This is a genomic window from Nonomuraea sp. NPDC049695 (genome assembly GCF_040674955.1).
GTDB lineage: Bacteria > Actinomycetota > Actinomycetes > Streptosporangiales > Streptosporangiaceae > Nonomuraea > Nonomuraea helvata.
Genome location: NZ_JBFANV010000064.1, coordinates 1 through 26,466, shown reverse-complemented (window position 1 = coordinate 26,466; position 26,466 = coordinate 1). Strand labels below are relative to the sequence as shown.

29 protein-coding genes are annotated in these 26,466 nt (G+C 69.2%); 10 read left to right on the top strand and 19 right to left on the bottom strand.

What is annotated here, in order from left to right; translation table 11 throughout:
• Window positions 1-45: 45 nt before the first annotated feature.
• From AB0J64_RS39365 to AB0J64_RS39355, 3 genes are read right to left on the bottom strand one after another with little or no spacing between them, the layout of a single operon-like run.
• Complete coding sequence (locus AB0J64_RS39365; protein WP_364039240.1) at window positions 46-255, bottom strand: hypothetical protein; 210 nt, start codon at window positions 253-255, stop codon at window positions 46-48.
• Window positions 242-1,156 (bottom strand): hypothetical protein, encoded by a 915-nt coding sequence (locus AB0J64_RS39360; RefSeq protein WP_364039237.1) that lies wholly within the window; start codon window positions 1,154-1,156, stop codon window positions 242-244. The genes AB0J64_RS39365 and AB0J64_RS39360 overlap by 14 nt, the downstream gene beginning before the upstream one ends.
• A complete protein-coding gene (locus AB0J64_RS39355; protein ID WP_364039234.1) occupies window positions 1,153-1,878 on the bottom strand; it encodes a hypothetical protein in 726 nt (241 codons plus the stop codon). Before AB0J64_RS39355 ends, AB0J64_RS39360 begins: the two co-directional genes overlap by 4 nt.
• A gap of 203 nt (window positions 1,879-2,081) precedes the next feature.
• Here AB0J64_RS39355 and AB0J64_RS39350 point away from each other — a divergent pair, with 203 nt between their 5' ends.
• Both AB0J64_RS39350 and AB0J64_RS39345 read left to right on the top strand, forming a co-directional pair.
• Entirely contained in the window at window positions 2,082-3,344 is a 1,263-nt protein-coding gene (locus AB0J64_RS39350; protein ID WP_364039231.1) for a Scr1 family TA system antitoxin-like transcriptional regulator, read from the top strand.
• Window positions 3,345-3,568: 224 nt separating this feature from the next.
• Window positions 3,569-4,363 (top strand): SAM-dependent methyltransferase, encoded by a 795-nt coding sequence (locus tag AB0J64_RS39345; RefSeq protein WP_364039228.1) that lies wholly within the window; start codon window positions 3,569-3,571, stop codon window positions 4,361-4,363.
• 60 nt (window positions 4,364-4,423) lie between these two features.
• Here AB0J64_RS39345 and AB0J64_RS39340 read toward each other — a convergent pair whose 3' ends face one another.
• Complete coding sequence (locus AB0J64_RS39340) at window positions 4,424-5,242, bottom strand: DUF4253 domain-containing protein (RefSeq protein WP_364039225.1); 819 nt, start codon at window positions 5,240-5,242, stop codon at window positions 4,424-4,426.
• A gap of 108 nt (window positions 5,243-5,350) precedes the next feature.
• Between AB0J64_RS39340 and AB0J64_RS39335 the strand changes: the two genes are divergently transcribed.
• Complete coding sequence (locus AB0J64_RS39335) at window positions 5,351-5,932, top strand: HAD-IA family hydrolase (protein WP_364039222.1); 582 nt, start codon at window positions 5,351-5,353, stop codon at window positions 5,930-5,932.
• Here AB0J64_RS39335 and AB0J64_RS39330 read toward each other — a convergent pair.
• Entirely contained in the window at window positions 5,926-6,570 is a 645-nt protein-coding gene (locus AB0J64_RS39330; protein WP_364039219.1) for a TenA family protein, read from the bottom strand. The genes AB0J64_RS39335 and AB0J64_RS39330 overlap by 7 nt on opposite strands.
• 107 nt (window positions 6,571-6,677) lie before the next feature.
• Window positions 6,678-7,817, bottom strand: a complete 1,140-nt coding sequence (locus AB0J64_RS39325; RefSeq protein ID WP_364039216.1) for a TIGR03118 family protein — start codon at window positions 7,815-7,817, stop codon at window positions 6,678-6,680.
• A 120-nt stretch (window positions 7,818-7,937) separates the two neighbouring features.
• Between AB0J64_RS39325 and ppgK the strand changes: the two genes are divergently transcribed.
• Window positions 7,938-8,654 (top strand): polyphosphate--glucose phosphotransferase, encoded by a 717-nt coding sequence (gene ppgK / locus AB0J64_RS39320; RefSeq protein ID WP_364039213.1) that lies wholly within the window; start codon window positions 7,938-7,940, stop codon window positions 8,652-8,654.
• A gap of 10 nt (window positions 8,655-8,664) precedes the next feature.
• On the opposite strand, the gene AB0J64_RS39315 is transcribed toward ppgK, so the two are convergent.
• A complete protein-coding gene (locus tag AB0J64_RS39315) occupies window positions 8,665-9,417 on the bottom strand; it encodes a hypothetical protein (RefSeq protein WP_364039210.1) in 753 nt (250 codons plus the stop codon).
• Entirely contained in the window at window positions 9,417-9,725 is a 309-nt protein-coding gene (locus AB0J64_RS39310; RefSeq protein WP_364039207.1) for a hypothetical protein, read from the bottom strand. Before AB0J64_RS39310 ends, AB0J64_RS39315 begins: the two co-directional genes overlap by 1 nt.
• Before the next feature lie 137 nt (window positions 9,726-9,862).
• On the opposite strand from AB0J64_RS39310, the gene AB0J64_RS39305 reads away from it, so the two are divergent.
• Entirely contained in the window at window positions 9,863-10,267 is a 405-nt protein-coding gene (locus tag AB0J64_RS39305) for a YbaB/EbfC family nucleoid-associated protein (RefSeq protein ID WP_364039204.1), read from the top strand.
• A gap of 137 nt (window positions 10,268-10,404) precedes the next feature.
• Window positions 10,405-14,280: an ATP-dependent RNA helicase HrpA gene (gene hrpA / locus AB0J64_RS39300; RefSeq protein WP_364039201.1), complete on the top strand. Its 3,876-nt coding sequence runs from the start codon at window positions 10,405-10,407 to the stop codon at window positions 14,278-14,280.
• A gap of 67 nt (window positions 14,281-14,347) precedes the next feature.
• Here the strand turns inward: hrpA and AB0J64_RS39295 are convergent, their stop codons facing one another.
• From AB0J64_RS39295 to AB0J64_RS39285, 3 genes are read right to left on the bottom strand one after another with little or no spacing between them, the layout of a single operon-like run.
• Entirely contained in the window at window positions 14,348-15,034 is a 687-nt protein-coding gene (locus AB0J64_RS39295; protein WP_364039198.1) for a hypothetical protein, read from the bottom strand.
• A 5-nt stretch (window positions 15,035-15,039) separates the two neighbouring features.
• On the bottom strand, window positions 15,040-16,143 hold the full coding sequence (locus tag AB0J64_RS39290) for a hypothetical protein (protein ID WP_364039195.1): 1,104 nt from the start codon (window positions 16,141-16,143) through the stop codon (window positions 15,040-15,042).
• Window positions 16,134-16,454, bottom strand: a complete 321-nt coding sequence (locus tag AB0J64_RS39285; RefSeq protein WP_364039192.1) for a hypothetical protein — start codon at window positions 16,452-16,454, stop codon at window positions 16,134-16,136. The genes AB0J64_RS39290 and AB0J64_RS39285 overlap by 10 nt, the downstream gene beginning before the upstream one ends.
• A gap of 148 nt (window positions 16,455-16,602) precedes the next feature.
• Here AB0J64_RS39285 and AB0J64_RS39280 point away from each other — a divergent pair, with 148 nt between their 5' ends.
• Window positions 16,603-16,992 carry a YbaB/EbfC family nucleoid-associated protein gene (locus AB0J64_RS39280; RefSeq protein ID WP_364039189.1) on the top strand — a complete coding sequence of 130 codons (390 nt, stop codon included), beginning with the start codon at window positions 16,603-16,605 and terminating at the stop codon, window positions 16,990-16,992.
• A 14-nt stretch (window positions 16,993-17,006) separates the two neighbouring features.
• Entirely contained in the window at window positions 17,007-17,384 is a 378-nt protein-coding gene (locus AB0J64_RS39275) for a YbaB/EbfC family nucleoid-associated protein (RefSeq protein ID WP_364039186.1), read from the top strand.
• Between the two features lie 71 nt (window positions 17,385-17,455).
• On the opposite strand, the gene AB0J64_RS39270 is transcribed toward AB0J64_RS39275, so the two are convergent.
• On the bottom strand, window positions 17,456-18,058 hold the full coding sequence (locus tag AB0J64_RS39270; RefSeq protein WP_364039183.1) for a Uma2 family endonuclease: 603 nt from the start codon (window positions 18,056-18,058) through the stop codon (window positions 17,456-17,458).
• A 108-nt stretch (window positions 18,059-18,166) separates the two neighbouring features.
• Window positions 18,167-20,170, bottom strand: a complete 2,004-nt coding sequence (locus AB0J64_RS39265; protein ID WP_364039180.1) for a catalase — start codon at window positions 20,168-20,170, stop codon at window positions 18,167-18,169.
• A gap of 76 nt (window positions 20,171-20,246) precedes the next feature.
• On the opposite strand from AB0J64_RS39265, the gene AB0J64_RS39260 reads away from it, so the two are divergent.
• Window positions 20,247-20,900 carry an HAD family hydrolase gene (locus AB0J64_RS39260; protein WP_364039177.1) on the top strand — a complete coding sequence of 218 codons (654 nt, stop codon included), beginning with the start codon at window positions 20,247-20,249 and terminating at the stop codon, window positions 20,898-20,900.
• Window positions 20,901-20,935: 35 nt separating this feature from the next.
• On the opposite strand, the gene AB0J64_RS39255 is transcribed toward AB0J64_RS39260, so the two are convergent.
• The 6 genes from AB0J64_RS39255 to AB0J64_RS39230 form a co-directional block, all read right to left on the bottom strand.
• Window positions 20,936-21,262, bottom strand: coding sequence for a DUF5709 domain-containing protein (locus tag AB0J64_RS39255; protein ID WP_345002340.1), 327 nt, complete (start codon window positions 21,260-21,262; stop codon window positions 20,936-20,938).
• Between the two features lie 36 nt (window positions 21,263-21,298).
• Complete coding sequence (locus AB0J64_RS39250) at window positions 21,299-21,859, bottom strand: hemerythrin domain-containing protein (RefSeq protein ID WP_364039173.1); 561 nt, start codon at window positions 21,857-21,859, stop codon at window positions 21,299-21,301.
• 39 nt (window positions 21,860-21,898) lie between these two features.
• A complete protein-coding gene (locus AB0J64_RS39245) occupies window positions 21,899-22,210 on the bottom strand; it encodes a MerR family transcriptional regulator (RefSeq protein ID WP_364039171.1) in 312 nt (103 codons plus the stop codon).
• 55 nt (window positions 22,211-22,265) lie between these two features.
• Entirely contained in the window at window positions 22,266-22,697 is a 432-nt protein-coding gene (locus AB0J64_RS39240; protein WP_364039168.1) for an Hsp20/alpha crystallin family protein, read from the bottom strand.
• Window positions 22,698-22,816: 119 nt separating this feature from the next.
• The gene (locus AB0J64_RS39235; protein WP_364039165.1) at window positions 22,817-24,070 is read right to left on the bottom strand and encodes an MFS transporter; all 1,254 of its coding nucleotides are present in this window, start codon (window positions 24,068-24,070) and stop codon (window positions 22,817-22,819) included.
• A 104-nt stretch (window positions 24,071-24,174) separates the two neighbouring features.
• Entirely contained in the window at window positions 24,175-25,908 is a 1,734-nt protein-coding gene (locus tag AB0J64_RS39230; protein WP_364039162.1) for an ABC transporter ATP-binding protein, read from the bottom strand.
• A 71-nt stretch (window positions 25,909-25,979) separates the two neighbouring features.
• On the opposite strand from AB0J64_RS39230, the gene AB0J64_RS39225 reads away from it, so the two are divergent.
• Window positions 25,980-26,466, top strand: a 487-nt coding sequence (locus AB0J64_RS39225) for a MarR family transcriptional regulator (protein ID WP_364039159.1), incomplete at its 3' end; no start/stop codon positions are given.

Below are 26,466 nucleotides of genomic sequence, written 5' to 3'. Positions count from 1 at the left end.
ACGGTGCGCATATGGGTTCTCCTCCTGTGCGGGAAGGCTGGGTGTTCAGGAAGCGCGGTGCCGCAGTGCCTGGTCGATCTCGGTGATGGCCTCGACGGACACCTGCCGGATGCGGCGCAGCCGGTGCACGGTGCGCGCCGGTGCCGGCGGCGGGGTGTCGTCCTGGTCCTCGCCCCAGGACGGCGGTGGCGCGTGCCGCGCCCCTCGCGCGTGAAACTCGTGCGGTTGTGACCTGTGCAGCTCATCGGCGAGCATGACGGCTCCTGTTCATCGCGGGTTGACGCGGCTCGGCGAGGAGCCGGCGATGCCCCGCCGGCTCCTCCTCCGCCGCACGTTGAGATCGAGGTTCGGTCTCATGGCCCGACGCCCCGGCGACCCGCACCAGCGCCGCGGCGGCGAGCAGAACGGCGGCCAGGAGAACGGCCACCAGAACGGAGGCGTGCCCGGTCACGGGCACCTCCAAGAACGGCCGGTCGATCAGCACCATGGCGCCCACCACGCTGATCGCCCCACCCAGCATCGCTCCTCCGCCCAGAGCGACGCCTCCGCAGTGGCCGGCCCGGACGAGCCCGGCGCGGCGGGCGGCCACCAGGGCCGCCGGAATCGCCGCGATCATGGCTGTCAGCAGCCCGGCCGTCTCCACATAAGGCGGCCCCATGGCGAGCACGGCGAATGAGGCCGCGCCGGGCAGGCAGATCGCGCCCGCCGCCCATGGGACACCGCGCCGCCGCCGCAAGCACAGGTCGATCGCGTCGCCGCGACACCGCCACGAGGTCGCGAACGACCCCGCGAGCAGCACCGCGAACGCGACCACCCGGCCCGGCGGACGCTGAGAAAGCCAGCCCCAGGCGCAACCCCTCGAGTCGGCCAGCACGCCAGCCGCTACCGCGCTGGCCGACAACACCGCGCCGACTAAGTCGGGCACGTGCCGCACGGTGCCGGGGGGGTGGGGAAGCGCCGGGGCCAGCCGCACACGCGCGGCCATCGGTCCCGCGGCAAGGGCGGGCCGGCCGTGCTCGGCCGGCGGCCGCCCGCCGCCTGATGGCAGCGCCGGCATTCCCGCCACGCCGCACGCGCACCGGAACGCGACGCCCCAGGGCCTGCGGCCGGTGGGCGGCGCGCCGAGCGGCAGCGCGAGCGAGGCGGGCAACATCATGACGACACCGATGCCCTTCTGCTCACGTTGGGGACGCTGACGCAGACCATGCGCTCCGTCAGTCCGGCCCCTGGTGAGGACGATGTCGACGAACGCGCGCGCGACCTGGCCGGCACCGCACCACCGGCCACCGTGCGCGCGACTTTGGAGGCGAGCGCGAGATGCTCGCCGCAGCGACGGCTCACCTTGGCCTCCAGCCCGGCCACCTGGGCCAGCCTGAGCCTCAGCGGCTCCAGCGACGACCGGCGTTCGAGGCCGTCGAGATCGGCCAGCCGGGCGGGCCAGCGCAGCGCGTCGCCGCAGCGAGCTTCCACCTCGGCGGGAAGGTCCTCGACGGAGAACCTCTCGTGGCGCAGCCGGGTGGCGATCATGACGGCCATGAACGCCGTCTTGTCGAAGTCGGCCAGCCGTCCGGCCAGGGCCGCGCTCAGCATCCTGGCCCGATGGCTCAGGCAGACCGCACTCCACCCGAGCAGCACCAGCCGATCAGATCCCGTCTCCGTGTGCCATCCGGCCAGCCGCAGCTCGCGGGCCATCCGGTGATGGAAGCGCCAACGGTGGCGGGGGCTGTCCAGCCATACCTCGAGCCCGCCCAGCGGCAGGCTCGCGACGTGCACGCCGGCTCCCACCACCGGCCCCGCCACGCGCACGCAGATCCGCTGGACCACCTGCTCCTGGCCGGTGGAGGCCGGACCTTCCTGGAACAAGGATTCCGCGGTCATGTCCGGTCACCTCCTCCCCGTCTGGCTGTTAAGCCTCAGTTACCACGCGCTCCGATAGTCCGCTTATACACGGGGCTATGTCAACTGACAGTTTGCGAATAAGTTGATACCTACGCGCGGGACAGAGCTGGCCCGCATGGCAGGGGACAGTGCGGCCCGCGTCCCTTACGCTGGAAAAGTTCACGGGCGGTAGGAGGTGTGCCGTGGCGAACTTCGCCGAGCGGCTCGATCTCGCGCTGACCAAGCGCGGCTTCACCGGCGCGCAGGTTGCCTCCGCCCTGACGGAGGCGGGCATCCCCATCACCCGCGCCTACGTCAGCCAGCTGCGCACCGGCAAGCAGACCAACCCGACGCTCCAGGTGCTCAGGGCCCTGGCCTCTTGCCTCCAGGTGAGTGTCGGCTGGCTGGTCGGTGACGACTACCTGGAGTCCGGCTCCGTCGAGGACCTCCAGCTGCGCGCGGCCGCCGTCGGCCTGAACGCCTCAGGGCTGTCCGAAAGCTCGCTGACCGTCCTGCGCGGCGTCGTCGAGCTGGCGCGCAAGGCCGAGGGCCTGTCCGAGGAGTCCGGGCCCGCCGCCGCCTCCGACATCCCCGACGCGGCCGCGCCGCTGAGCGGGCCGCAGCGCCGGGCGCTCGGCAAGCGGCTGCACGGCCTGCGCCTGGCCGCCGACCTCTCGGTCGAGCAGGTGGAGACCGCCATCGGCCGGGGGACCGCCGCGATCGCGGCCGTCGAGCAGGGCAGGATCGCCCCCGCCCCCATCTCCGTCGAGCGCCTGCTCACCCTCTACGGCGTCGCCGCGCCGCCCATCCGCGAATACGTGCTCTCGCTGGCCAGGGGCGAGCGCGAGTCCGCCTGGTACGACGCGCAGTCGGTGCCCGTCTGGCTGGCCGCCACGTACGCGCTGGAGCAGCGGGCCACCGTGATCCGCACGTACCAGCCCCAGTTCGTCCCGCCGCTGCTGCAGACCGAGGAGTACGCCAGGGCCGCCATCACCGCGGCCGGGCCGGCGACGCTCGGGCAGCAGACGGTCGACGAGGCGCTCGCCCTCGTGCTGGCCCGCCAGGAGGCTGTGGCCGGCGACAGCGGCATCGTGGTGTGGGCGGTGATCGACGAGAGCGTGCTGGCACGCTCGATCGTCGGGCCGCACGTCCAGCTCCGCCAGATCGAGCAGCTCCTCGACCACGCCAAGCGCCCCAACGTCTCGCTGCACGTGGTGCCGATGGAGGAGCCGGCCTACGTGCCGCGCACCGGCCCGTTCACGCTGTGGCGCTTCGCCGAGGCTTTCGAGCCGGACATCGCGTGCGCGCACGGCATCGAGTCGGACGAGATCGTCGCCGACACGGCCGCGGTGGAGGCGTACCACCAGGCTTTCACGAAGCTGTCGGTCACGACGACCACGCGCGAGGAGACCTTCGAGGTCCTGAATTTCCATCGCGAACGGCTTTCGCGTTCACTCGGAAAATGATCTCTTTCCCGAATGAGAGATCATTATTCACGGGTGAGGGTTAGCCACATATACCGAAAACTAATGGCTTTTCCGGTTGTCATCTGTCCCCGAAGGGGGATCATATGGTCTGGGTCATCGAGTGTGGGGTCCGAAAGGATCAGCTTTTCCCGAGATAGTGGGCGAGGGGAAAGGGGCAACACTCAATGCGTCAGCGTGCCATCCGAAACCTGGCGAAGCTGGAGATGACCCAAGCTAGGATCACCCGGGTTCTCGACGCCGCCACGGGTGGAAAGAACAATTTCGCGGCGGACAGAGACACGGTGCGCCGCTACGATCAGGCCGCTCCGATCGTGACGACGGCCGCACGGGCCGTGCTGGACTATTTATGCCGTGTGGTACGTCATCTCGCGACAGCGGGCGTGGACCAGTTCGTGATCGTCGGGAGTGGCGTGCCCAGCGGCCTGCCGGCGGGCACACAGTTGCACGACGTGGCCCGTGACGCTTCGGGCGCCGCGGTCCCCCGTGTGGTCTACGTGGAGAACGACCCGATGGTGCTGGCCGGAGCCCGGGCGACGATCGAGCCCGTCACCGATCTCGTACGCGTCGTAGAGGGCGACGTGCGCGAGATCGACGACATCCTCGACGACCGGGTCATGCAGACGTTCCTCGACTGGGACCGGCCCATGGCCGTGCTGCTGCTGTCGACCCACAGCCTGAACGACGACGAGTACTTCCACTACGTGATCAAGCGGATCCGGCAGGTGGTGCCGGAAAGGAGCTACCTGTCGCTGCTGCAGACCACGTTCGACGCGATGCCACCGGAGCTGCTGCCGGCCGTTCACGACCTGCTGGCGATGACGCTGCCCGGTCACGCGATCAGGACCAGGGAGGAGGTGGCGGCGTTGCTCGAAGGTCTGGTGCTGGTAGATCCGGGACTGGTGTGGGTCCCGGAATGGCGGCCGGACGGCCTCGACACCGCCTGCGCCGATCAGCCGAGCTCCTCGGGGACGTACGGCGCCGTGGCCCACCTCCCGTGAGCGACGGCCCACCCCCTTTCCCCCAGGGGAGAGGGGCGTGGGCGGCCGGGGAGCCGGGGTTCAGTCCCACCAGAACGACCAGGCGTGCTCGCCGATGATCTGCTCGGCGTAGCCCTCCAGGTCGCCGGGTCCCTGGACGATGTTGTCCGGGCAGAACGTCCAGTGCTCCGCGGCCACGTGTAACGCGTGCTCCGGGTCGTCAGGCGGCGCGGCCACGCTCAGGTCCAGCGTGTTGAACCCGACGCTCACCACCCGCGCCCCGAACCGCTCCTCCCAGCTGCGCACCACCGCCGCCATCGGAACCATCCACTCGTTGTGGTGCAGCGCGCCCTGCCAGCCCATCACGGCCAGCGCGTCGGCGCCCCGCGGCGCGGCGACCAGGCCCAGCGGCATCCCCTTGACGGACAGCTCCCGCGCGAGCCAGTCGGCGACCGCCTCGGGATCGGCCTTGAGCACGCCGGGCGGAGCAGGACCTGGGCAGATCGCCCCGTACGGCTCCAACTCGTCCAGCGCGCCCTGCGGCATCTGGGCCACCCACTCCTGCCACACCTCGGTCATGAACCCCTCGGCGGTGAAGTGGCCGATCTGGCGTGGATCGTCCGGCACGATCTGCCCGATCCCCCAGGGCTGCGCCGACTCGTCCAGCAGCACCGGCCACAGGCCGCTGTGCGGGTGCCACTCGCGCACCCGCGCCCAGTCCTCGCCGCTCACGGCCTCCTCGCTCATCCAGAACGCCGGCCTGGCCGCCTCGCCCTGCCCGGTGTAGCCGGGATCGGGCCAGACCACGTCCCCCGGCGGCAGCGCTACAGGCAGCCTGCGCCCCCCGCCGCCGTCGGCGAACAGCCGGCCCAGCTCGGGTGGCAGCCGGTGATCGTTCATGCCCTACCGTTCCGATACCGAATCCTGTCTCGGAGATGGTAGTGCCGCCGGTCGCCCCGGCACCTTTGGTGGCGCGCGAAAAGCGGATCGCTGTCACAATGAGGGGCTGTGATCCCCTTTGACGCGGTTCTGTGTGATCTCGATGGAGTGCTCCGCCACTTCGACCACGCGGCCCAGGCGGACATCGAGGCCCGTTACGGTCTCCCGCTCATGAAGACGGCCCTCGACCCCGAGCTGATCATGCCTCCCACGCTCGGCCAGGTCACCGAGGATCAGTGGTTCGAGTCCATCGTGGCCGCGCTGGGCGGCGACGAGCGCGCCCGCCAGGCGGTCACCGAGTTCGCGCAGATCAGGTACTGGGTGGACGAGGAGGTCAGGGCGCTGCTGGCCAAGGCGCAGCAGCACGTGCCGGTGGTGATCGTGACCAACGCCATGGACCGGCTGGAGGAGCAGCTCGACCTGCTGGGGCTCACGTACTTCGCGGACGACGTGGTGAGCAGCGCGAAAGTGGGCGTGGCCAAGCCCGATCGCCGGATCTACGAGATCGCGGCCGAGCGCGCCGGTGCCGCCCCCGAGCGCTGCCTGTTCGTGGACGACCGGCTGCACAACGTGGAGGCGGCCAGGGCGCTCGGCATGACGGGCGTCCACTACCGGACGTACGAGGACCTGGCGGCCGTACTGACCTACTGATGAGCCATGTCGAAGAAGGCCCGCTCCAGCTCGACCGCGCGGCGGAACACGTGGAGCACCTCCGTCCGCCGCGGCCCGTCCAGCTCCGCGCCCAGGCGGTCGAGCTCGCCGCGCAGGAAGGCCACCCACGCGCGGAACTCCTCGCCCTCGTGCAGTTCGATCCACTCGCGGTGCACGAACCTCTCAGGAAGCGGCTCCCCGGCCCGCGACGCCCAGCCCAGGTAGGACCACTCGGCCACGCAGAGCACGGCCACGATCAGCAGGTAGTCCTGCGACGCCCGCACCTCGTCCATGAGCCGCCTGAACGCCGCCGTCACCGGCTCCAGCGGCACCTCGGTCCGCCCGCCCAGCTCGGCCAGCGCCCGGTGGAAGTACGTCTTCTCCTCGGTGGTGGCGACCTGCCCGAGGAACCTCCCGTACGGCACCCGCGCCTCGAACGTGTCGGCACTCGCCACGGCCGCCCCGAGCAAGGCCGTGAACGAGTCCACGAACTGGAAGTCCTGCTCCAGGTAGCGCCGCAGGTCCTCGTCGGCCGCCGCGCCCGTCGTGATCGCCATGGCGAACGGGTGCGTCACCACCGCCGTCCACTCGGGCTCGCACTGCTCCCTGAGCCACTCGCTGAAGCTCGCTCCGCTCACACTCCGACCGTACCGAAGTCTTGTCACCGAGTATGACCGCCGCCCCCAGCCTCGTGGAGGCGAGCTGCGCACTCGCCAGGCTGGGGGCGACGGCGAGCGAGCGCCGGTCAGTACCCGCCGTACGGGTTCTGGGAGGACGGCGAGCTGCTGGGCGCGCTCGACTGGTGGCCCGACGGGTGGTTCGTCGGGGTGCTCGACGGCGTGCCGGTGGACGTCGGCTTGGTGCCCTGCGGGGCGATGATGCCGATCAGGCCGTGCTTGGTGCCGTCGATGCCTGCGGAGAACCACAGGGAGTTCTCGCCGCCGGTGGTGGCCGTGCCGGGCTCCAGGTCCCAGAGGCCGGGCAGCACGATCGGCTTGCCGTCGGACGTGCGCAACGCGCCCAGGTGCCGCGAGTGCTTGTACACGTGTACGGTGCCGTCGCCGAAGTTGCCGACCAGCAGCGCGCCGGCGTACTGACCCCAGCCCTTCGGCGCGGCGGTGATCCCCCAGGGGGCGTTGAGCCCGACTCGGGAGATGCGGCCGGTGACGCGTCCGCCGGCGTTGAAACGGCTCACGAAGCCCTTGCCGGCGCCGAAGACGGGCTTGCCGGTGGACTGGTCACGCAGGGCGTAGGCCACCCAGATGCTGCCGTTGGCGACCGCCACGTTGTAGGCCTTGTACGTCCGGGGGACGCCCGGGTCCCTGAACTGCCAGCTCTTCAGGTGGATGGGCTGGAAATCCTCGTCGAAGGCGTGGATGCGCCCGCCGGCGAAGTCCGCGGCCAGCAGGAAGGCGCCGTCGTCGGTCTCGACGAGCTCCAGCCCCTTGTAGTCGGCGCCACGCGTGAAGGCCGCGATGATCGCGTTGGCCGGGTCGACCTCCGCGTTCCAGCCGCTGATGGCGCCGCTCGGGCTGGAGAAGATGAACGTGGCGGGCTTGCCCTTGACGGTGAAGCCCTCGCCCGGGTTGAACACCTGGCCGGTCGGGGCTCCGCCCGGAATGGCCACCTCGGTCTGCTCCTTCTTGCCCGTGCCGGAGTAGACGGTGGCGCTGCCGGTGCCGGTGTTCGAGACCCACAAAGTCTTGCCCATGGCCAGGCCCCACGGGTTGACGACCTTGGGGTCGGTAACAGGGGCTTTGCCCTTGATATCCGACACAAGGTTGATGACGTCGAAACGGTTCCTGGTGGTGGCGTGTGCGGGAGTGGTGAGAGTCGCTCCCAGAACGACCGCAACAGCGCAGAGTGTGATGATGCGTGGCCGCATCCGTTGCCTCCTAGTTAGCGCTTGTGACGCGAGATACGCGGAGGCGTGCGAGACAGGTTCACTCTTCTGGAAATATCAGGCCGGGAATTTTTCCCGTCCTGAAGGGCAGAGGGGATTGGCATGAACGTGTTGGGCATTGACATCGGCGGCTCAGGGATCAAGGGCGCGCCGGTCGACATCGAGGCGGGCGAGCTGGTCGAGGAGCGTTTGCGCATCCCCACGCCCCAGCCGTCCAAGCCCGATGAGGTCGCCGAGGCGGTAGAGGCGATCATCAAGCATTTCGGCTGGAACGGTCCCGTCGGGGTCACGTTCCCCGGCGTGGTCAAGGACGGCGTCGTGCTGACGGCCGCCAATGTGGACCACTCGTGGATCGGCGTCGACGCGGCGAAGCTTTTCGGCGGGGCCACGGTGCTGAACGACGCCGACGCGGCCGGCGTGGCCGAGATGACCTTCGGGCGCGGGCGGGGGACACAGGGCACCGTCCTCATGCTGACGTTCGGCACGGGGATCGGGAGCGCGCTGTTCACCGACGGGACGCTCGTGCGCAACACGGAGCTCGGGCACCTCGAGCTCCATGGCAAGGACGCCGAGCACCGGGCGTCGGCGCGGGCGCGGGAGGAGCACGACCTCAGCTGGGAGAAGTGGGCCGAGCGGGTGGAGGAGTACCTCCGGCACGTGGAGATGCTGCTGTCGCCCTCGCTGATCGTCATCGGTGGAGGTGCGAGCAAGAAGGCCGACAAGTTCCTGCCGCACGTCCACATCGACACGCCCGTGGTGCCCGCCGCCCTCCAGAACGAGGCCGGCATCATCGGCGCCGCCCTGGCCGCCTCCGGCTGACCGCCCGTGCTCAGTCGCGGGGTTCGCTGGGGGCGACCCAGTCGAAGTCCTTCGCCGCGTCAGGCAGCTTGTCGCCCCGGTCCGGAACCTGGAAGGTGGGGTACGCGGACCTGTCGATCTTCGCGGTGGAGAAGTCGACGTCGCGCAGCCTCGCCGCCGGCCAGCCGCCGTCCTCGTAGCTCTTGGCCATCCGGCCCAGCTCCTGGCCCTGGGTGATCAGGTAGGCGAGGATGGTCGCCTGGCCCATCAGGTACGTGATGAGCGCGCCCGCCATCACGGACACCACCTTGTCCGCGGCGTTGGCCAGCCACCGCAGGTACAGGCGGCCCTGGACCGCCCCCATGGGGGACAGGCACATCATCCCGACTCCGTACGCGGAGCAGGCGAGCATCATGGAGGAGTAGGCCGCCATCGCCCCCTTGAAGAGGCGCATGGCGCCGGCCATGCCTTCGAGGATGTCTCCCACCTGGTCGAGCCCGTCCCGCAGGGACTCCGTGGCGGTGTGCATGTCGCCGGTCACCCGCGCGAACTCCCGCTGGTCGTCGGCGATCCACCCCCACCTCGACTCCTCGGGCAAGCGGTCCAGCATCTCGACGGGAGTGTCGAGGTCCCTGGCCATCTGCTTCCAGATCTTGCCGACGTCCGAGACCTTGTCGTCGTTCATCTGGAGGCTCTCCAAGAGGGAAAGGGCCACCATGGGGACGCCCGCATAGAGCTGGAGCTGCCTGATTGACCGGATCGCCGGCAGCAGCGAGGCCGCCATCAGCGATACTCCACGATGCTGGCCTGCTCGGCCGCACGCCAGTTGGCCGCGCAGGTGGACAGGGCCTCAGAGATGCCGTGGGCGGCAATGGAGCCGTCGTCCAGCGCCTGCCTGAACCCTCGCCACGCCGTCTCATAAGCCGGGCCGATGACGCGGGACATGATCGTGCCGAGTGATCCGTCGTCGATGTCGACGTCGTAGGCGCGCTCTCCGCTCTGCAGGAAGCCACCCCAGACGTCGCTGTAACGCTCGCTGATGTTGTCGATGACCACGGATGTGATGACTTTTGTCTCTTGAGACGTGGACACGCGGCTCCTTCTGCTGTTCTGTACCGAAGGTCATCCTTCCGCGACGAAGGGCATGATCAGCCGGGTTCACCAGATGTTCGGAGAGGCGAAACCAATCGCTGGAAGCCGGTTCAGGAAAACTTGATCAACTCCGGGGCATGTTCGACTTCGATCCCGCCGCTGTCACGCCTGAGCAGCTCGAGAAGCTGGCCCGGCGCTCGGACGAGGCCATGTCCAGGCTGGCCGCGGCGATGAACGGGCTTGACGAGGTCATCGGGCAGGGGTTGGCGGCAGACGGGAAGGTCAGGGCCACCGTGGAGGCCGACGGCCTCCTCCGCGACGTCCGCTTCGACCCGCGCGTGCTGCGCACGATGGGCAGCGACGAGCTGTCGGAGGCCATCGTGGAGGCAGTGCGCTCGGCCCAGCTCTCGGCCCGCGGGCAGTTGGAGGAGCGGGTGGCCGCCGCCCAGGGCGGGGAGCGGCTGTCCCTCGATATTCACGAGACCCACCGGCGCCTCGAAGCCATCCAGTCGGCGTTCCTCTCCTCCCTCGACTCGCGCTGATCGAGGGGTTCCCACGGCCACCCTCCTCGGAACCCGAAGGCCACGCCACGGGATATTGGGATGCGCGTCACCGCCACGGTCGGGCAGCATGGGCGGTTGGCTCCGGGGAAGCCGGGCTCAAATATCCTGAAAGCAGTATGGGAACGCCTTCGTTGTCCTCTCCACTGGCCGAGCTCCACTCCCGCCTGCCCGAGCTCATGCCGCGCGACCAGCGGCGGCTGCAGCGCAGGCTTGACGGCATGCGCCGGGTGCGCTCCCGCGACGCCCGGGACAAGATCGTCGCGGAGATCCTCGCCGACGTCGAGCGAGCCGAGCAGCGGCTCGTACGGCGCCGCGACGCCGTGCCGGTGGTGACCTATCCAGAAAACCTGCCGGTCTCCCAGCGCAAGGACGACATCCTGGCGGCCATCCGCGACCACCAGGTTGTGATCATCGCCGGCGAGACGGGCTCCGGAAAGACCACCCAGATCCCCAAGATCTGCCTGGAGCTCGGCCGCGGCGTACGCGGGCTCATCGGCCACACCCAGCCCCGCCGCATCGCCGCCCGTACGGTCGCCGAGCGCATAGCCGAGGAGCTCGGCACCGGCCTCGGCGAGGTGGTCGGCTACAAGGTCCGCTTCACCGACCAGGCGAGCGAGCGCACGCTGGTCAAGCTGATGACCGACGGCATCCTGCTGGCCGAGCTGCAGAACGACCGCATGCTCGACCAGTACGACACGCTGATCATCGACGAGGCCCACGAGCGCAGCCTCAACATCGACTTCATCCTCGGCTACCTCAAGCAGCTCCTGCCCAAGCGGCCCGACCTCAAGGTCGTCATCACCAGCGCCACGATCGACCCCGAGCGGTTCTCGCGCCACTTCGACGACGCGCCGATCGTCGAGGTCTCCGGGCGCACGTACCCGGTCGAGGTGCGCTACCGGCCGCTCGACGAGGACGACGACCAGACCCAGGGCATCGTGAACGCCTGCAAGGAGCTGATCGGGGAGGGCCCCGGCGACATCCTCGTCTTCCTGTCGGGTGAGCGGGAGATCCGCGACGCCGCCGACGCGCTCGGCAAGGCCGAGTTCCGCAACACCGAGATCCTCCCGCTCTACGCCCGTCTGAGCGCCGCCGAGCAGCACCGCGTCTTCCAGAGCCACACCGGCCGCCGCGTCGTGCTGGCCACCAACGTGGCGGAGACGTCGCTCACGGTCCCCGGCATCAAATACGTCGTGGACCCCGGCTACGCGCGCATCTCCCGCTACAGCCACCGCACCAAGGTGCAGCGCCTGCCCATCGAGCCCATCTCGCAGGCCAGCGCCAACCAGCGCAAGGGCCGCTCGGGCCGCACCTCCGACGGCATCTGTATCAGGCTGTACGAGGAGGAGGACTTCCTCAACCGGCCCGAGTTCACCGACCCCGAGATCCTGCGCACCAACCTGGCCTCGGTCATCCTGCAGATGACCTCGATCGGGCTGGGCGACATCGAGGCGTTCCCGTTCGTGGAGCCGCCGGACCGCCGCCAGGTCAAGGACGGCGTCAACCTGCTGCACGAGCTGGGCGCGTTCGACGGCCACGGCAAGCTCACCGGCACCGGCCGCAAGCTGGCCGGTCTGCCCGTCGACCCGCGCCTGGGCCGCATGGTGCTGGAGGCCGAGAAGAACGGGTGCCTGCGCGAGGTCATGGTGATCGCCGCCGCCCTGTCCATCCAGGACCCGCGCGAGCGCCCCTCCGACAAGCAGCAGCAGGCCGACGAGAAGCACCGGCGCTTCGCCGACCCCGAGTCCGACTTCATGGCCTACCTCAACCTGTGGAACTACCTGCGCGACAAGCAGAAGGAGCTGTCGTCCAGCGCGTTCAGGAGGCTGTGCAAGGCGGAGTTCCTCAACTACCTGCGGGTCCGCGAGTGGCAGGACATCTACAGCCAGCTCCGCCAGTCGCTCGGCGCGCAGCCCAACAGCCAGCCGGCGCAGCCGTACCACGTGCACGTCTCCCTGCTGGTCGGGCTGCTGTCGCACATCGGCGTCAAGGACGTCATGGACAAGCAGCAGCGCGGGCAGGACGGCCGCAGGCCGATGCAGGAATATCTCGGGGCCCGCAACGCCCGCTTCGCCATCTTCCCCGGCTCCGCCCTGGCCAAGAAGCAGCCGCAGTGGGTCATGTCGGCCGAGCTGGTCGAGACCTCCCGGCTCTGGGCGCGGGTCAACGCCAAGATCGAGCCCGACTGGGTGGAGCCCCTCGCCCAGCACCTGGTCAAACGGACCTACTCCGAGCCGCACTGGGAGAAGAACCAGGGTGCGGTGATCGCCCTGGAGAAGGTCACCCTGTACGGGGTGCCGCTCGTGGTGGGCCGCAAGGTCAACTACGGCCGCATCGACCCCGACCTGTCGCGGGAGCTGTTCATCAGGCACGGGCTGGTCGAGGGCGACTGGGACACCCACCACCGCTTCCTCAAGGACAACCGCAGGCTGCTCGACGAGGTCGAGGAGCTGGAGAACAGGGCGCGCCGCCGCGACATCATGGTGGACGACGAGGCGCTGTTCGACTTCTACGACCAGCGGGTGCCCGCCGACGTGGTCTCGGCCCGCCACTTCGACTCCTGGTGGAAGAAGGCCAGGCAGGAGACCCCCGACCTCCTCACGTTCTCGCCGGACATGCTGGTCAACGAGGGCGCCGACGTCAGCGCCCGCGACTATCCCGACACGTGGAAGCAGCTCGGCCAGCGGATGAAGCTGACCTACCAGTTCGAGCCCGGCGCGGACGCCGACGGCGTGACCGTCCACGTGCCGCTCCAGGTGCTCAACCAGGTCAGCTCCGACGGCTTCGACTGGCAGATCCCCGGCCTGCGCGAGGAGCTGATCACCGCGCTGATCCGCTCCCTGCCGAAGGCTCTGCGCCGCAACTTCGTCCCCGCCCCCAACTACGCCAAGCAGGTGCTGGCGGGGGTCAAGCAGGGCGGCGAGCCGCTGCTGGCCGCCGTGGAGCGCGAGTTGCTGCGGCTCACCGGCGTACGCGTGCCGCACGACGCCTGGCAGCTCGACCAGGTGCCCGACCACCTGCGCATCACGTACCGGGTGATCGACGAGCGCAGGCGCACGGTGGCCGAGGACAAGGACCTCGACGCGCTGAAACGCCGCCTCGCCCCGCGCCTGCGGCAGACGCTCTCGCAGGCCGGCGACGACCTGGAGCAGACGGGCCTGCACACGTGGAGCTTCGGGACGCTGCAGAAGGTGTTCGAGCAGGGCCGGATGAAGGGCTATCCGGCGCTGGTGGACGCGGGCGACTCGGTCTCGATCAAGATCTTCGAGACGGCGGCCGAGCAGCGCCGCTCCCACTGGCCCGGCGTGCGCCGTCTGCTTCTCCTGAACGTCACCAACCCGGCCAAGTCGCTGCTCGGCGGCCTGTCCAACCAGGCCAAGCTGGCGCTGTCACGCAGCCCGCACGGCGGGGCGGTGGCGCTGTTCGACGACGTGGTGAACGCGGCGGTGGACAAGCTGATGCTCGACGCCGGGGGCCCGGCGTGGGACCCGGTGGCCTTCGACCGCCTCTACCAGCACGTACGGGCGCACCTCTACGACACGGCGGCCGACGTGCTGTCGAAGGTCGAGCAGATCCTGAGCGTGTGGCACGAGGCCGGGGCCCGGCTCGACGCCCTGCGGCCCGGCGCGGCCACGGACGACATCCGCGACCAGCTCGGCAAGCTCGTCTACCGGGGTTTCGTCACGGCCACGGGCTACCGGCGCCTTTCCGACATTCTCCGATATATCCGGGCAATCGACCGCCGCCTTGCCAAGCTCCCGGAGGAGCCCTGGCGGGACCAGGAGTGGATGGACCGGGTGCACAAGGTCGAGGACGACTATCACGACGTGCTGCAGAAGCTTCCCCCGGCGCGGAGGGGGGATGCGGATGTGGTGGAGATCCGGTGGATGATCGAGGAGCTGAGGGTGAGCTTCTTCGCCCAGACCTTGGGGACGCCTACGCCGGTGTCGGAGAAGCGCATCGCCAAGGCGATGGAGAAGCTCACGCCATGAAGATCGGCACGCGCGTGCTCCCGCGACACGAGTCGGCCGCCCCCGAGGGACGGCCGACTCACGGCCTCTAGTCGGCTACGTCCTCACGCAGTTCGCTCAGCCGCTCCTGGGCGAACGAGCGGATCTCCTCTTCCTCGACCGTGGCCGCATGCTCCAAGAGGTTCATGTCCTCCTCGTCGGACAGACTCGCGGCGGCCGCCGCGGCGAACAGCCGGGTCACCGGGTCGCCTGCTTCGAGCCGGATGACGATGCCGGCCAGATCCGGCTCCTCGCCGTCCTGGAGGATCAGCCACTCGGCCAACTCCTTGACCTGACCGGGGGGCAGGCAGGCAGCCCCTGCCTCAAGCTGCTCGACCGAGGCCTCGGCCAGGAACTCGAGGACCTTCCAGCGGACGGCGCTCTCGGGGTCTCGGCTCAAGTTCATGACCTGCGCGATGATGGGTCCGTGCCGCTCGTCGGCGTTCTCCAGCACCACTTCTATCGCGTCGTATCGCACAGTGCGGATCGGGCTGGACAGGAGGGCCGGAACCTCGTCGATCAGCGGCGCCGCGAGGTCGGTGAGTTCCGACAGCAACCAGGTCGCCGTCGGCAGGATCCGGTCATCACCGCTATGGAGAAGTCTGGCGAGGTGCTCGACGGGGAATCCCGCGTACAGCTCGCTGAGCAGGTCGTTGGCTGCCGAGCCCACGAGGTCGGCGTCGGCCGGATGCGCGAGGATGCGCTCGATCAGATCCTCGCCTGCTTGCGTCCGCATCGGCTCTACCACCTCCTGTTCTTCTTCTGCTGCTCCCACTCGGCATCAGTGGGGTAGCGGTCGGCGTTGGATTGTGAGCCTCCGTTGTACGTGCCCCCGCTGGACGACGAGCTGGGCGGCGCGTCGTACTGCCGTTTGTTGATGCTGTCCTCGAGCTCCCTGAGGGCCTTCTCTTCTCTTTTGAGTCGTTCCGCGTGCCCGGCCTCCCAGCCCTTTCTTTCCTCCTCGGCCTTCCTCGCCTTGATGCTCTTCTTCAACATATCCCTGGCGCGCTTCGCCTCCGCCTCCGTCATGCCCTTGGCGCTGTTAGGCGGATCGCCGTGAACTCTTCCGTCATGGCGTGAGCCATTGTTCGAGTTGCGAGAGAAGAAGCCCCCGCCGCCACGGTTCCCGCCGCTGTTGCCCCGCCCATTGCCGCGGTTGTCCCTGTTGTTCCTGCGGGCCATCTGGGCGATGCCGTCCTTGCCGGACCGAGGTCCGGACCGATTTCGCAGACCGGACGACCGCAAGGGGACTCCTCCGCGCGGGCCGGCCGCGGCGAGGCGTGATCCGGGACCTCCTGGGCCTCGGAGGTCGTCCAGGATGCGGCGCATCGGCTCGGTGACCCGGCGGCGCACGATGGGAGCGATCACCTTGCCGGTGCCCTCGCTGCCCTCACGAAGGATCTTCCTGACCGCCTGACGCGACGCCAGCACCCGAGCCGTCGCGACGGTCGCCCCGACCGCCCCGCCGAACGCCAACGCCTTGGCCACACCGACCGCGGTGAACACCGCCTGCGTGCCCGCCGCCACCTTGACAGCCGTCACCACCGCAGCGGTGCCATCCAGGGCGATCGGTATCACCTTCATCGCCGCGTTCGCCTGAGCGACGTGGCCGCCCTGCGCACCGGTCCTGTTCCAGTAGTTCTCCATGCTGGTGGCAGACTCGCCGCGGTAGACCTGCTGCGTAGCGCGGACCGCCGAATCGGCACCGCTCGCCGCGGGGGCGGTGCCGGAGTGGGCGACCCGCGCGGCGTTGGCCTCGGCTCTGACGTCGTCCTCGTTCATGTTCGGCCAAGGACCGAGCATCTGCATCATTGCGGCCGCCGCCGGGGGAAGCACTACAGCCATGTGCGACCGAGGTTCTGGACGTGCTCGATGCTCGCGGTCTCGCCGTCGCGCGTGTTCCTGACCACGGCGTGCAGGCCGTCGCCTGTATCGGCTATCACCGTGGACAGTCCGGCGAGCGCGGCCATCGACACCGCGCGGCACTCGGCGTACATGCTCGTGAAGATGCCGAACAGACCCTCATCCCCGAACGACGACACCCCGTCGCCGCGAGCTCTGAGCGGCTCCAGTGCGGCGTTGTAGTCCTCTCCATGGGTCCTGATCCGGGAGCCTTCCTGCTCCACAGACCCCATGGCGATCTCAAGTCCCGTCATGTCGAAGCACCATATCGTCACATGTCATGATCTTCGCGGCACTTGTCGTTCATGAGACATGAATCTCCACGTCAAACTCGCGGCCAATATGTGTCTAAACTGGGCGGCTGTATCTAGACTGCGCCCTCCTGACAGCCTGAGGTCCGACATGCGGCCACCCACACCCGACAACGACGACGAGTACCTGCTCGAATACTTCGCCCAAGGTCAGCGGGCCATACGCGACCTGCAGGCGGCTCAGTCCGCGATCCGACTGGTGGAAGGTCTGGCGAAGAGCAAGGACGGGCTGTTCGAGGCGGCTGCCGACGGCGAGGGCGGGCTCACCCGGTTGCGCATCGACCCGCGGGCGATGCGGCTCGGAGAATCGGCGCTCGGCCGTGAGGTCGCAGCGGTGCTCCGGGCGGCACAGGAGGACGCGGCGCGCAAGGCGCAGGAGATCGCGGACGCGGCGGAAAGCGCCGCCGCACTGCCCCCGCCACTCGACGAGACCTTCGTACGCGGGCGGGTCGAGCAGGTCGCCCGCGACCTTCTTCAATAGGCTCGGAGGCAAGCGTGTACGGCCAGCAGTTCGACCCCGCCATCATCACAGACCAGCACATCGACGACGTGGTCCGCCAGGGTGAGCGGGTGCTGGCCTGGCTGGAGACGGCGCAGGCGGACCTCGACCAGATCGTGGGGGCGGGGGAAACGGCGGAAGGCCAGGTCAAGGTTGTGGTGGACGTGAACGGCCTGGTCCTCGGGGTCACCTACGGCCCCCGCGTGACGCGATTGAGCAGCCAGGAGTTGGCCGAGCAGACGCTCGTGGCCGTGCGGGCGGCGTGCGCGGACGCCCAGCGCCAGGTGCACGATCTCATGCGCGAGGCCATGCCGGACTTCGATCCGGTGGAGGCGAACGAGCAGTTTCAGCGCCTGCTGACTGAATGGAGCTGACTCGGCCGTGACTGTCGGGCGTCGTCGCAGTTGACAGCGGTCTGCCGCTCATCCGGATACGGCAAGATCGCTCACACCGTGAAGATCGAGGTGTCGAGCTCGAAGTCGATGGGCGTGGGCAGCTTGATCGGAGTGCCGATGAGCGTGGTGTTTCTCACCTGGTAGGCGTCATCCTTGATCTCGCTGAACACGGTCACGGCCGGCTCGTCGGCGAGCGGATCGATCAGCAGGTAGACCGGCACCCGGCCCAGGGCGTAGAGGCGCACTTTCTCCTTGCGGTCGATGTCCACACTGCTGGGCGAGACCACCTCGGCGGCCATGATCACCCCAGGCGACAGCAGCTCGTTGCCCCATCGTTTACAGTCGGGCGGCCACAGCACGTAGTCAGGTTGGACCGAGTCCCGGGGCCCATCGATGCAGATGTGCGGACCATACGCTCCGTTCCAGCCGCGCTCCGTGCGCAACGGACGCAGAGCATAGGACAGCTCGTCGCTTGTCAGGAAATGCTCAGGGGTGCCCGACGGGCTCACGATCAGCTTCCCTTCGATGACCTCAACCCGGAAGCCGGGGAGGGGGGGTAGGACATCGAACATCTCGCGAGCAGTCTGCGGTAGATGCGGAAAGCTCGCGTAGGTGGATTCCGTCTGGTGCTTCTCTTCCATCATGGCGACCATGGAATCTTTCCCTTCGTATTCGAACGGACACGCTAAGTATTCCATCGCACGCGCCCTGACGCCACACGAATCGGCCGCCCTCGTGGGGCGGCCGACTCGCGTACCCCGTCAGGCCGGGACGGCGGACACGTCCCGCTCGTAGAAGCGGTGCCCGGCCACCGCCGTCGCGAACTTCTCCGCGATGCCGTCCCCCATCACCACCCCCACGTCGTTGGGCAGCCGCGCGGCCTCGAGCAGCTCGCGCCCGGACCCCACCGCGCCGATGGCCTTGCCGTGCTTGAACGCCTCCTTGACGAAGAACTGCGCCCGCCCCACCGGCGCCAGCGCGGCGCCGTCCGCGGCCACCACCGCGTCGTAGATCACCGAGTTCGCCGCGCTGAGCTGGCGGTCCACCGGGATGCCGCCGACGGTGCCCTCCGCCGGGGCGACCACCTCGCAGATGGCTCCCTTGGCCTCCAGGGACTCGCGCAGGGCCGTGACCTCGCCGGCGTCCGTCCCGTCCGCCATGAGGATGGCGATCTTGCGGGTGGCGACGCTCTGCGGCTGGCCGGTCATGCTGAGCGCGGGTGAGGCGTTCGAGTGGACCTGGGCCATCGGCGGCTCGGGGAGGCCCAGCCCCGCCGCCACCTGCGAGGCGAGGTCCGGGTGGATCTGGCCGAGGTGCCGGACCATGCCCTCCTTGATGTGCGGGCGCTCCACATGTCCCAGCTCGAACAGGAACGCGGCGACGATGTGCTGCTTCTCCCAGTCGGCCATGCTGTTCCAGAACAGGGTGGCCTGGCTGTAGTGGTCGTCGAAGCTGGGGCTGCGCTTGCGGATCTTGGTGCCGTCCACCCGCTCCTGGTAGTGCCGATAGCCGTCGGCCGCCGCGGGGTGGCCGCCGCTGATGGAGTTCGGCGCGTAGCTCGTGCGCGACTCGTGGATCATGTGCTGGTGGAAGCCGTCGCGCTGGTCGTTGCGGACCTCGTTCACCGGCCGGTTGATCGGGATCTGCGGGAAGTTCGGCCCGCCCAGGCGCAGCAGCTGGGTGTCGAGGTACGAGAAGTTCCTGGCCTGCAGCAGCGGGTCGTTGGAGAAGTCGATGCCGGGCACCACGTTGGCAGTGTGGAAGGCCACCTGCTCGGTCTCGGCGAAGAAGTTCTGCGGGTTGCGGTTGAGCGTCATCTTGCCGATGGGCCGCAGCGGCACCTGCTCCTCCGGGATGATCTTCGTGGGATCGAGCAGGTCGAAGTCGAAGTCGTGCTCCCGCGACTCCGGCACGAGCTGCACGCACAGCTCGTACTCGGGGTAGGCGCCGCGCTCGATGGCCTCCCACAGGTCCCGGCGGTTGAAGTCGGGGTCGTTGCCCTGGATGCGCAGCACCTCGTCCCACACCAGCGAGTACGTCCCCAGCACCGGGCGCCAGTGCCACTTGACGAACGTCCCCTGCCCCAAGGCGTTCACCAGCCGGAACGTGTGCACGCCGAACCCCTGCATCGTCCGGAAGCTGCGCGGGATCGCCCGGTCGGACATCAGCCACATGACCATGTGCAGCGACTCCGGCTGCAGCTGGATGAAGTCCCAGAACGTGTCGTGCGCCGACTGCGCCTGCGGGATCTCGTTGTGCGGCTCCGGCTTGACCGCGTGCACGAAGTCGGGGAACTTGATGCCGTCCTGGATGAAGAAGACCGGGAAGTTGTTGCCGACGAGGTCGAAGTTCCCCTGCGAGGTGTAGAACTTCGTGGCGAACCCGCGCACGTCACGCACGGTGTCGGCCGAGCCGCGCGAGCCGGCCACGGTCGAGAAGCGCACGAATGTCGGCGTCGGCTTCGACGTGTCGTTCAGGAAGGCCGCCGTGGTCAGGTCGCCGAGCGGCTCGTAGAGCTGGAAGATCCCGTACGCGCCGGCGCCCCTGGCGTGCACCACACGCTCGGGGATGCGCTCGTGGTCGAAGCGGGTGAGCTTCTCCCGGAAGTGGAAGTCCTCCATGAGTGTCGGCCCGCGTTCGCCGGCCCGCAGCGAGTCGTCCGTGTGGTCGACCCCGACGCCTTGGTCCGTGGTCATGGTGAGGTCGTCCGCCGGGACGCGGTGGGCGTCGAGCTGGCGGTCCTTCGCGTCGCGCTCTGATGGCATGAGAAAATCCCCCTTTGCAGGTGTTTGTCAGGCTTTACACCCGTGCCCCTATGGGCACGTCGAAACGGGGGGATCGATGATCAAGGCTGTGGTGTTCGACGTCGGGGAGACGCTGATCAGTGAGGAGCGGATCTGGGCACGCTGGGCCGAGCGGCTGGGCGTGAGCGGGTTCGTGCTGATGGGCGCGCTCGGCGGGATGGCCGCGCTGGATCGTCCCCACGGCGACGCCTTCGAGCTCATACGCCCCGGCTTCGACCTCCTCGCGGAGGAGGCCGCCTGGGAGCGCGACGACCCCCACGGCCTGCGCAGCCACTTCGACGCCGACGACCTGTATCCCGACGTGCGAGACGCGCTGGCCGCCATCCGCGCCGCCGGCTACCAGGTGATCATCGCGGGCAATCAGCCGAGACGCGCCTATGACGCACTGGTCGCCATGGACCTGCCCACCGACTCCGTGCACACCTCCGAGGGATGGGGCGTCTCCAAGCCGGCCCCCGGTTTCTTCGCCAAGGTCGCGGCTGTCGCGGGGCGGGAGGCCGCCGAGATCCTCTACGTCGGCGACCGGCTGGACAACGACGTGCTGCCCGCCGCCGCGGCGGGCATGCGCACCGCGCTGCTGCGCCGCGGGCCGTGGGGATACCTGCACGCCGAGCGCCCGCAGGCGGAGGCCGCCGACGCGATCGTCGACGGCCTGCACGCACTGCTGCCTGTGCTCGAACGCCTCGCGTGAGGCGGTCACGGGCCTGACGCCTGGGCCGGGACCTCTCACGGAAGATTCTCGTCGGGGTCGATGCGGATGGCACGCTCTTCCGCTGACAGGTCGTTGCCGTCGTCATCGCCCCAGTCCGAGGCGATCTCCTCGCTCTCGGTGTCGGGCTCCAGCCCCTCGTCCGGCTGCGTCAGCCGGTGCTTGGGCCGGGGCTCGTGGAGCCGGTCCCTGGCCTCCCGGCGCAGGCGTTCGTCGAGCGTGTCTCTGTGCTGGGGGTCGTCCTCGACGACTTCGTGGTAGAAGCCGAGGTCGTCGGTCCACTCCTCGACCTCGATCTCCTGTTCGTCGCTGAGGCCGAACCGGTCCGGAGGTTTTTCGGTCATACGCGCCCCCTACCCAGCGATGAGCCCGAAATCCTCCTATTTGGAGTGTCGTAGCGCCTCGGCCAACTCCTTCTTGCCCATCTGGGATCGGCCGGGAATGTCGGCCTTCTTGGCCTTCTCGTACAGCTCCGCCTTGCTGGCCCCCTCGCGCGAGCCGGCCGGGGCCGCCTGCTTGGGGACGCCGAGCGCCTTGAGCTCCTCCGCCCTGCGCTCCTTGAACGCCTTGCCGAGCTCCTTCAGCTGCTTCTCGCCGACGGACTTCGCGAGGGTGGGCAGGATCTTGCTCTCTTCTTCCTCGACGTGGTGGGTGACGGACGTGATCAGCTCATCGAGCGTCTTGCGGAACTCCGGCGTGCCGGGCTTGGCGCGTACGAGCGCGTCGAGCAGGATCTCGGCCTCTTTGTGCTCCTCGACGCTGTGGTGGGCGTCGATGTGCGGATAGACCCGGTCCTCCTCGGCCCGCGAGTGGGCGATCAGCAGGGCGTGCAGCTTCGCCACGGTGGCCGACGGGTCGCCCTCCTGCTTCTTGAGCCGCTCGAAGAGGCTCTCCACGGTCCGGTGGTCACTGGTGATCAGACTGATGACGTCGGTTGCCATGGTGGCCACCGCTACCCAAGTGAACGGTGTCCAATCACGTCACTCCAGCTCGCGGATCCTTTCCCGGGCTTCCTTCAGCTCCTGGCGGAGCTCGGCGAGCTCCCGCTCGAGCTGGAGGATGCGGCGGATGGCGATGAGCGTCATGCCCTCGTCGGCCATCCGCGTGACGTGCTGGACGATCATGATGTCGCGCCGTGAGTAGCGCCGCTGGCCGCCGCTGGAACGGCTCGGGCTGAGGACGTCGTGCTGGTCGAGCCGGCGCAGGTAGGCCTGCTGGACCTGCAGCATCTCCGCCACCTGCCCGAGGGAGTAGAGGGGGGCGTGTTCGTCGTCGAAGGGCAGGTCGGCCATCACGGACTCCTCGTCGTACGGGGGTGGGCGGGGGTGCCCACCCCCGTGCCGCGGGTCAGGCCCTGATGGCCTTCGTCTCGCCTCGCTGGATCTCCACCTTGCGCGGCTTGGCCCGCTCCAGCACCGGGATGCGGACGGTCAGGACGCCGTTGGCGTAGCCCGCGTCGATCTTCTCGCTGTCCAGGTGCTCGGAGAGATAGACGCGCCGGGTGAACGAGCCCATGGGGCGTTCGCGCACGAACAGCCGCTCGTTCTCCGCGAGCTCCTCCTCCCGGCGGGCGGTGACGCTGAGGACGCCGCGGTCGACCGTCACCTCGATGGAGTCGGGGTCGATGCCGGGAAGGTCGAAGCGCAGGAGCACGTCGTCGTCGCGGCGCAGCCCGTCCATGGGCATGACGGTGCCTTCGGTGCCGAAGGTCTGGCGAGCCAGGCGGTCGAACTGGCGCTCGAACTCCTGGAAGAACGGGTCAATCGAGGTCAAGAGCATTTCGGAACCTCCTCGCTGCGATGTTGTTCGTAACTAACCTCCAACTGCATTTACAGGTTAACTCTAAGCATGCCTGCAAGCAATCGCGGTGAGGAGTTACTGGCTCTCTGGTTAGACCGTCAGGCGTTCTCCAGGCGCGGGCGCAGCCGTACGGCCTGCCTGAAGGTCCGGCCGGACAGGCGGGCCAGCCCGGCGGCGGCCAGGAGCGCGGCCGCCACGCAGGACACGCCGCCGATCTCCAGCGCGACGCGCGGCCCGAGCGCGTCGCTGAGCCAGCCGAGCAGCGGCCCGCCGAGCGCGCCCGATCCCGCGCTGACGATGGACAGTGCCGCGATGACCCGCCCGCGCATGGGCTCGGGGCTGTCGAGCTGGGCGCGCGCCGAGACGGTGGTGTCGAGGGCCACCGCGCCGGCCGCGATCGGCAGCAGCACGGCCCCGAACGTCCACAGCTCCGGCATCAGCCCGCTCACCGCCTGCGCCACCCCGGTCGCGAACGCCGTGACCAGCAGCAGCCGGATCGTCAGGTGGGGCCTGGCGGCGGCCAGGAAGCCGCCGAGCACCGTGCCGACGGCGAAGGCCGTGGACAGCAGGCCGTACCCACCGGCGCCCGCCTCCAGCGGACCGGCGCTCATGGCGGCCATGGTGACCTGATAGTTGCGCCCCATGCTGCCCGACACGAACCAGAGCGCCAGCACGACCAGCAGCCACGGGGTACGCAGCACGTACTCCAGGCCCTCGCGCACGGAGCCGCGCTGCCGCTCGGCGGGCGCGAGCCGGTGGAACTCCGCACGGCGCATGGCCAGCACCGCCGCGACCACCACGAAGAAGCTGGCGGCATTGATCACGAACAGCCCATGGTTCCCCGTGAACGGCAGCAGCGCGCCCGCCAGGCTCATGCCCAGGATGCGGCCCGCGGAGCTGAGGATCGAGCCGAGCGCCATCGCGTTCGGCAGGTCGGCGGGCGGCACCACCTCGGCGCCGAACCGTCCGAGCGCGGGACCGCCCAGCGCGGTGATCACACCGCCGGCCAGCGCCACCCCGTAGATCGGCAGCACCGACTCGACGCCGCTCATCGTGATCAGCGCCAGTACGGCGGCGAGCGCGGCCTGCGCGAGCTGCGCCGCGATCACGACGGGCCGGCTCGGCAGGCGGTCGGCCAGGGCGCCGCCCCACATGCCCAGCAGCAGCGTCGGCAGCGCCTGCATGACGAGGCTCAGCCCGACGCTGGTCGCCGAGCCCGTCAGCGTCAGGATGAGCCAGTTGACACCCAGCACCTGCATCCAGGTGCCGGTCACGGAGACGAGGTCAGCTCCCGCCCAGAGCCGGTAGTTGTGATGCCGGAGAGCTCTGAACGTGGAGGAAGAGAGAGACAAAACGGGTCCTAGCCTTGAAGATTCACCGGGGGGTCAAACACAGTGATCTCAGAGGCAGATTCCGGTCTGACCGGAATGTGAGGCAAGACACGTCTAATTGACGTTTAAACAAGCTCGAGCGGTTCGTCCCGACTCACCAGCGCCGCGTAGTGGCCGCCGCGCGCTATCAGCTCGTCGTGGGTGCCGCGCTCGACGATCTTCCCGTCGTCCAGCACGACGATCTGGTCCGCGTCGCGGACGGTGGACAGCCGGTGCGCGATCATGATCGTGGTACGGCCCTGCGCCAGGCTGTCGAGCGCCTCCTGCACGGCCCGCTCGGTCTGGGTGTCCAGCGCGCTGGTGGCCTCGTCGAGGACCAGCACCGGCGGGTTGCGCAGCAGCGTGCGCGCGATGGCCAGGCGCTGCTTCTCGCCGCCCGAGAACCGGTAGCCGCGCTCGCCCACCAGGGTGTCGTAGCCGTCGGGCAGCGAGGCGATGTGGTCGTGGATGCGCGCCGCCCGCGCCGCCGCCTCCAGCTCCTCGTCGGTGGCCGACGGCCTGGCGAAGCGGAGGTTGTCGGCGATCGAGGCGTGGAAGAGGTACGTCTCCTGCGACACGACGCCGACCGCCTCGCTCAGCGTCTCGAACGTCAGCTCCCGCACGTCCACCCCGTCGATCGTGACCCGGCCGCCGGTGACGTCGTAGAGCCTGGGCAGCAGGTAGCTGAGCGTGGTCTTGCCCGATCCGGTCTCGCCCACGACGGCCAGGCTGGAGCCCGGGGGGACCGTGAGGTCCACGCCGGTGAGCGTGGGGGCCTCGCCGTACGAGAAGTCGACGTCCTCGAAGCGGACCTCGCCGCGCACCTCGCGCAGCTCCCGCGTGCCAGGGTGGATGTCGACCGGCAGGTCGAGGTACTCGAAGATCCGCGCGAACAGCGCCAGCGAGGTCTGCACGTCCACGCCCAGCCGCAGCAGCGACACCATCGGCCGGAACAGGCTGGTCTGCAACGTCGTGAACGCCACCAGCGTGCCGACCGAGATCGCGCCCGTGTAGCCGACGGCCCAGTAGATCAGCGCGGGCATCGCGGCCATGACGAGCTGGATCGACGACTGCCGCCAGCGTCCGGCCATGCTCACCCGCACGCCGACGTCGGCCAGCTCGCCGGAGGCCCGCCCGAAGCCCTCGGTCAGCTCGCCGGAGCGGCCCATGGTGCGGCCCAGCAGGATGCCGCTGATGGACAGCGACTCCTGGACCATGGACGCGATGCCGGCCAGCTTGCGCTGCTGCTCGGCGGTGATGCGCTTGCGTTCGCGGCCGACGTTGCGGCTGATCCACACGAACACCGGCATCAGCAGCAGCGAGATCACCGTCAGCCGCCACTCGAGCGCGACCATGGCGACGATGGTGGCGATCACCGTGGTGAGGTTGGAGACGAGGGAGGCGGCGGTCGTGGTGACGACCGACTGCATGCCGCCGATGTCGTTGGCGATGCGCGACTGCACCTCGCCGGTCCTGGTGCGGGTGAAGAACGCCAGCGACATGCGCTGCAGGTGACCGTAGACGGCGAGGCGCAGGTCGTGCATCACGCGCTGGCCCACGGTGGTGGAGATCAGCGTCTGCAGCACGTCGAACACGTTGGTGGTGACCGCCACCGCGATCATGCCCAGGGCCAGCAGCGTGAGCAGGGCGGCGTCCCTGGCCGGGATCGCCACGTCCAGCACCTCGCGCAGCAGGAACGGCGAGGCCAGCGCCACCAGTGACGACAGGAGGATGAGGACGCCCACCAGGGCCAGGCGGCCGCGGTAGGGGCGGAACAGCTTGATGATGCGCCCGAGAGGCGCGCGTGGTTCCTCCGCCAAGTGGTGCCTCCTTTCAGATGTCCACTAAAACAGAGGTTAACTCATATTTGTTCCGGCTAAACTTCGTGGGTATGGAAGAGAAGGAGCTCGCCGAGCTCTTGCACCTGGTGGGGCGGCGGTTGCGGCACGGGTACATCCATCGGCTGGGGCCGCTCGGGCTCAACCCCGGCCAGGCGCGCGCCCTGCGTGCGCTCGCCGACGCCGCGCAGCCGCTGCGCATGGTGCAGTTGGCCGACCAACTGCGGATCGTGCCCCGCTCGCTCACGCCGGTGGTGGACGCCCTTGAGTCGGCGGGGCTCGTACGCCGGGAGGTCGATCCCGCCAGCCGCCGCTCCACGCTGCTGCTGATCACCCCGGAGGGCCGCCGCCTCGCCGCCCGCGCCCGCGACGCCCGCCGCGAGGAGGGCCAGGAGCTCTTCGCCGTGCTGTCGGAGGAGCAACGCGACCAGCTCCGGGATTTGCTGAGCCTGGTGGAGGAGCAATTCCGCTGCGGGCGCCGACAACCACACCCGGATGCGCCACCAGCAGTGCGTGATGAGCGCCATGCTCACCCAGCTC